This is a genomic window from Microcoleus sp. M2_D5, from assembly GCF_036701935.1.
GTDB lineage: Bacteria > Cyanobacteriota > Cyanobacteriia > Cyanobacteriales > Microcoleaceae > Microcoleus.
Map to the genome: position 1 here is coordinate 77,527 of NZ_JAUBRP010000026.1, position 6,251 is coordinate 83,777.

Annotated in this window: 6 protein-coding genes; 1 reads left to right on the forward strand and 5 read right to left on the reverse strand. The window is 45.8% G+C overall.

The window, feature by feature from the left end:
* Positions 1–144: 144 nt before the first annotated feature.
* On the reverse strand, positions 145–771 hold the full coding sequence (locus QUA50_RS13585) for a hypothetical protein (RefSeq protein WP_333261033.1): 627 nt from the start codon (positions 769–771) through the stop codon (positions 145–147).
* Between the two features lie 197 nt (positions 772–968).
* Between QUA50_RS13585 and rpsD the strand changes: the two genes are divergently transcribed.
* Positions 969–1,577 (forward strand): 30S ribosomal protein S4, encoded by a 609-nt coding sequence (rpsD, locus tag QUA50_RS13590; protein WP_172190738.1) that lies wholly within the window; start codon positions 969–971, stop codon positions 1,575–1,577.
* Between the two features lie 236 nt (positions 1,578–1,813).
* On the opposite strand, the gene QUA50_RS13595 is transcribed toward rpsD, so the two are convergent.
* The 4 genes from QUA50_RS13595 to QUA50_RS13610 all read right to left on the reverse strand — a co-directional run bounded on the left by QUA50_RS13595 (position 1,814) and on the right by QUA50_RS13610 (position 6,142).
* Positions 1,814–3,016, reverse strand: a complete 1,203-nt coding sequence (locus QUA50_RS13595) for a catalase (protein ID WP_333261035.1) — start codon at positions 3,014–3,016, stop codon at positions 1,814–1,816.
* A 348-nt stretch (positions 3,017–3,364) separates the two neighbouring features.
* A complete protein-coding gene (locus QUA50_RS13600) occupies positions 3,365–3,874 on the reverse strand; it encodes a peroxidase family protein (protein ID WP_333261038.1) in 510 nt (169 codons plus the stop codon).
* Between the two features lie 243 nt (positions 3,875–4,117).
* Entirely contained in the window at positions 4,118–5,551 is a 1,434-nt protein-coding gene (locus QUA50_RS13605) for an MFS transporter (RefSeq protein ID WP_333261041.1), read from the reverse strand.
* Positions 5,552–5,950: 399 nt separating this feature from the next.
* A complete protein-coding gene (locus tag QUA50_RS13610; protein ID WP_333261044.1) occupies positions 5,951–6,142 on the reverse strand; it encodes a hypothetical protein in 192 nt (63 codons plus the stop codon).
* Between the last annotated feature and the right edge of the window lie 109 nt (positions 6,143–6,251).

The following is a 6,251-nucleotide window of genomic DNA, read 5'->3' on the forward strand; positions in this document are numbered from 1 at the left end:
TCAATCGATTTTAGATTTTAGATTTTAGATTTTAGATTGTTAACAGCTAACAGTCAATCGATTTTAGATTTTAGATTGTTAACAGTTAACAGTCAACAGTTAACAGTCAACAGTCATCAGTGATCGGTCAACTGTTAACAGTAATTAATTGAGGGGCGAAGGCGGTGAAATTAGCTCCACAGGAGGGGTAGGTGCAGGGCGTCCGTCCAAGCTCACGCTGTCTCTGGGGTCAAGACAAGTGGTGATTAACCGGTCAGTGGGAAAGTCGAGCCTGCCGCTCAAACCGACTACGCATTCAGAAAACTGTTGTGGCAATAAACTGCGGCGGCATCCATCCAGCACTACCAGGGGATCTGCAGGTTGAGTTCGACTTTTGCTGTTAATATTCACTACGCAAGTAGCCAATTCTTGGGGACGCCTCACCCGCCGACAGCTAGAGAGCGCTTCGACACCCGAAATCTTGGTTTTGCGGTTGATTTGGAGGGCGCATTTAGATATGTCGCGGGGGCGGAGGGCGTCAGCACAAGCGGCGGCGGCGGCCTCTGCTGCCACTCCGGCTTCGATTAGTTCCAGGGCGCAGACGCGATAGGGATTCCTAGAGCGAGGAATTCTAATAGTGATGGCTGAGGCTGGCGAGATTGGCAGTGCTGTTGCCAACAAACCGAGTGCTGCTAGCTGCGTGCCGAGAGCTAATATCCAGCGCCCGGTAGGGTTTGAGCCTGTCTGTGCTGGCTTTGGGGAAGAAGTGCGGGAGAAATTGCGGTTGTGCATGGCAGATCGAGTAGTGAGTTTTTTTGGCTGATTTGGGCGATCGAGCGATCGGCTTTTCCTTCAGAATTTACCGCACATTATGGATCGCCCTCCGGTCGATCGTTTTTTTATCGATCTTTATTTGAATTTTGACCGTTACCAACATATAATATAGAGTCTGCATAAATATTGCATACAGATATTAGAGAGGAAAATAAATGTCTCGATATCGAGGCCCCCGATTGAGAATCGTCCGTCGCCTGAAAGAGTTGCCCGGTCTAACCCGCAAAACCCCCAGACGAGATTATCCGCCCGGACAGCACGGTCAAAACCGCAAAAAGCTGTCTGAGTACGCGGTTCGCTTGCAAGAAAAGCAAAAACTCCGTTTCAATTACGGTGTGACGGAACGCCAATTGCTCCGTTACGTCCGCAAAGCCCGCCGTGTCACGGGCTCCACAGGTCAAGTGTTACTGCAATTTTTGGAAATGCGCTTGGACAATACTGTGTTTCGGATGGGAATGGCTCCAACCATTCCGTCCGCTAGACAATTGGTAAATCACGGTCACATAACTGTGAATGACCGTGAAGTCAATATCGCCAGCTATCAGTGCAAGCCTGGTGATGTGGTTGCGGTGAAAAATAGAGAGCGCTCGCGCACAATGGTAGAAGCTAATCTCAAAGACCCAGGCTTGGCTCACTTGCCGAATCACTTGGAATTTGATAAGCAAAAACTGGTTGGCAAAGTTAACGGCGTTATCGAACGCGAGTGGATTGCTCTACAAATTAACGAACTGCTAGTGGTGGAATACTACTCACGGCAAGCTTAAGTTATTAGTCATCAGTCGTTGGTCATTAGTCATCAGTTGGTTGCTAGCAGAATAATTAATAATTGGGTAGGAACCCAGTTATTGATTAATTGCTACTGAATAATGAAGACTAAGGACTGAGGACTAAGAATTCATCATTTTTAACACTCCCACCCCCTAAAAAGGGATGGGATTTTTTGAAGGTTTCGCTTGTTAATATCGTTTCCGCTGGGATGTCCCCGACAAAAATTATTCCCTTAAAATGTTTCTTCTCCGGTTGGTTCTTGGTGGACAAGACCTCGCTTTTGAAGGCGATAATTCGCTACAACGGGGTAAACAACACCGCGTATCCGATTGATCGCACCTACAGGACGATGGACTGCTAAGCCGTTCCAAGGAGAATATCTCAGGTTTTCGTTGAAATCAGATTGTTTTTCATAATCAATAATCTGATGCTTGACGGTGAGACGACCTACTCTCAAGAAGGGTGATTCCTTTTCCTTCCAGACATTGATGCCATCGTCTATCGGCATTTTTAGGCTGGTTTGGAACTGAATGCCAAAATCCCACCAGTATTCGGCATCAGGTTTCGCGAGGGCTTGAATTAGATCGTTCCGGTAATAATTGTCTGGTTGTTTGGGATCTAAACGCAAGGCTTTAGCGCGATCGACAAAAGGAATTTTAGGAATTCCCGGTCGAGATTGTTCGGGAATTATCTCGTGCGGTGGTTTGCATGAAACCGGAGTAAACCCATATTTAATTACAGCCGGATATTCGACAGGAACTACACCAGGTTGCGAGGGATCGAAATCGGGATAGAGACCCAAAGCAGAGGGTGAACCGCTCCAATATTTGGCTGTTAGCAAACTCTTCGGAGTCCGGCTACCCGTAAGCGTCGAGACCGCTAAAAAGTCTCTGGGATGTCGCATTAGCCACTTTTTCAATGTCTCTGGTGATTCAACAAGAGCCGAAAAAAAGCCGTAGTAATCTTTGATGGTTTGGCTCACAAATATCTCTGAATTGTGAACAATGATGTCCTGGGTTTTTGACTCGTGGCTTTGCGTGAGTCGTTCCCCTTCCACCCCCATCACTTTCACTGACATTGAGCGCGAATCTTTTTGGTAATCAGGGTATACTTTGGTAGCCCCGTTAGCAAATCGCAACCACACAGGATATTGTTTGGGTTTTGCTAGCAAACCTTGCTTAAGGGAAATAGCATTGAGTTGCGAAGAACTTAACGAAGCGCGTTTGCCAAATTCCCGTTTAATCGCTTCCTCATCAAAGTCAAAAATTTCCAGAGTTCCTTTAACGCAAGCATGAGTTTTGGCGTGAGTATCTCGCAGCGCCCGCTCCTTATTGCCGTAAAGATTATCCATCCGAAGCTTCGCCTGCTCAACCAAAAGATCGTAGTATTTGCGTTCGTCCTGTTCGGGATATTCGGTAAATAACTTCTTGCTCATAAATAACCTTTGCAAAGCTGATTGTGGTGATAATGGTTGGCATTTTTCCCTCTATAACTTACCAATTCTCCCAAGTCTTGCAACAATCATGAGTGTTGGGCGAGGTGCAACGGAGGGTTGTTTACTCTCATAGAGTGAGAGTAAGGTGCGTCGCTAGGAGATTGTCGATATTTTTTAGGATTTAAAGGTAGCGACGCACCCTACAGCTACTTTTGCATGAGTTTTAAGAGTTAGTATAACTTACTAAGTTTTCACGGTAAGTCAGAGAAACTCAAGCGTGGTTTGTTGATTGTTGATGGTTCATGGTTAATTACTTAATTTTTACAATACCATGAACCATGCAAGGCTCTAAGCTGGTTTCCAACCCTCATTATAAAAAGAAACTTTGTACTCTTTTTTACCGGGAGGAACATTACGGTTCAGCACCTGCGAGAGAGTCTTGGTATTCATAATCTCTTTCCAACCTACAGGTGAAAAAGTTTCGGGATTGAAGACATTTTCTGCTAATAGAGGATTGGTGAAAGCTTCATAAAAGGCATCAATTCCTATCAGCCGTCCGACTAAAGGAGGTAAGGCTGAATTTGGCCGCAAATCTTCTGCGTAGAGTCCAACATACAACTCAATGTTGTCTACATGACCGTACAATCGTTTCAATTCTTTTTGAATATCTTCATCGGCAGTAATTTGATTAAAATCTGTCAGCCGTGGATACTTACACAGTTCGCGGTAAGCGTTGTAGGTTCTTAATTTGGCTGCACGACCTGTACGAATACTCGCTGTCTCGGTTGGAATTAGGAACTCAGGCGTATTGAATAAACCCAATTGCGCTGCTGGTTGGGAACAAGTTTCTTCAAACATTGCTCCCAAACCCTTGTTGATAATAGACCTCTTGCAAAATAATTTTGTGCTATGGATGGAAAGTTTAGGCAATTTTTAAATCTAGCAGGCCCGGCAACTTTAAGGAGATGCCAATCAACCCAGTAATTCAAAGTTTTACCTAAACTTGAGAAAACTATTAAGGATAACACATATTTTTTTGGCAATAGGTCTAATCTGTGGGCTTTTCTGGTTTCTCGATCGATAAATTTGTGAGAAAATTTCCTAGCCCCGGTTAAATTTGAAACGTCCAAAAGTCGGGACGATCGACCGCAGCGACTGGCTGCGGGGTTCTCGCACCAAAATCAAAGGCAGCAAGCCTACAAACCGCACAGCAGCCGAGAGAGCAAACACTGAGCCCAAACTCATGCCGGGAAGTTGGGCAAGAAAGCCGCCGGCGGTAGTTCCCAAAGCCCCTGCTACTCCCGAAACCGCTGCGCCGATCGCAAAATAAGTCGAAGGTTGCTCCAAAGGCGCTATCTCCATTTGAATATTGTTAGTACACAAGCCGATCGCGCCTAAAGTCGTTCCCCCCAGCAAGTGCAGCAGCGGCAGCCACACCCAAACCGCAAACGGGTAATTCCCCGTACCCAACCACAGCAAAGGCGTTAGGGCCACCACCAGCCCAACCGCAATTAGCAGTGGGCGATTCCCCCAGCGATCGGCCAACTTGCCCCAAAACATCAGCAGCAGTAGATTTGCCCCGGAACTCAAGCTGGTGTAAATCGTTACCAAACTGACATCCAAGCTTAAATTTTTCAGCAAGTAGATATTAAAAAAAGGCGCGCTGAGATTAATAGCAAATGTCCACACACTGAAATAAAGAATAAACATTAAAAAATTAGAATCTTTCAGCACAGAAGGCACAAAATCTGTTATTTGCTTTTCTTTTTTATTTGTAACTCGATGCCTCTCTGCATCTTTTTTATATAGCTGCGGATTCACATCAACCATGAATAATTGACAGGTCAAACTAATCATTCCCGCCAAAACACCCACCAATAAAACAATACCGTAGCCCAAAATAGGATCGGCGCCCCAAGTTGACACTCCCCATCCCATCAACGGCACTCCCAGCAAAGTGATGAGGCTGACAGCACTGTTGCGAAAGCCAAAATAGCGTCCCCGCAAACGGTGAGGAACCACGGCAGCCATCCAACTGAACCAGTTAGAATTGGCAAAAGCTCCCAGCACGCTAGCTGCTACGACTGTTAGCAGCGTCCATTGCAGCATTTGGTGGGGGTCTGCGTACTGGGAACCCCAAACAATTGCCATCGCGAACACCAGCCACAGCAGCCGCGAAACGCTGAATACAAATAGGTTGTACCAGCGCCGGCTCGTTGTCTGAGCGGCGATGTAGGCTCCTAATGGTTGCAGGAGATTTACCACCATCGGAATAGCAAAGAATATACCTATTTCCACGCTACTGGCGCCGAGTTGCAACAAGAAATTGCTCAGCAGCACGCCGGTGGTCGCCGACTCGAAGACAGCGGCCAAAACGCCGTCTAGAGTTGAGGCTTTCAGGGTCGATCGAACGTCTTTTTTGGAAAATTTGAGAGCTGTTTTTGGAGAGAGAACGAGCTGAAATATTTTCGGGTCTACTATTTCTGCAGTCTGAAGAGATAGAGGTTCATTTAACTCTGCAACTGGTTCAACCATAGTCAATCGATTTGAGATTTGAGATTTGAGATTTTAGATTGGAGAATTGAAGTAACAGGGTTAGATAAAACCAGCCCCACCTTCAAGATGTTAGCTCGAAAGTAGGACTGGCACGTCCGGGTAATTCATATCAATATAAATGACTTGCGATCGCTAGGACATCAACCGGTTGGGAGATATAAATTTGCTGATTGTAAAAAAGTAGGTTTTAGGGCTTAACCAGGAAGCGATCGCAGCATTTCCCATACGAACAATTGCTCGAATTCCGCCTCAAACAAGTCCCCAAAGGCCAAAGCAAATTTCGCGCGAGCTCACTCGGTTCTCAAATCTTTACGGCTAGCTAAATCTATAAAATGAAAGACGATCGACTTGCGGAGTATAGCTGCTAACGATTTGTACCTAATTCTTGGAATCGGTTTGTTCAGTCCCAGCGCTGGCGATCGAGATTCCGGGTTTTTTGTGAAAATCCGCCGCACCGCCCCGTAAGGCTTCGGAGTCGGTTGTTGGCGATCCTACGAAGGCTTCGCTAACGCACATCAACAAAAGTGTGGCTGCGATCGGCAACTCACAGGACAAAATTATAGTTGACAAAAATTACGCTAACAGCAGATAATAACAAACCCTAGAATTAAACTTAGGAATGAGAATTAAATAAAATCCACTTTTCATGTTTCTTGTGGGATGGGCGTCGGGCCCGTCA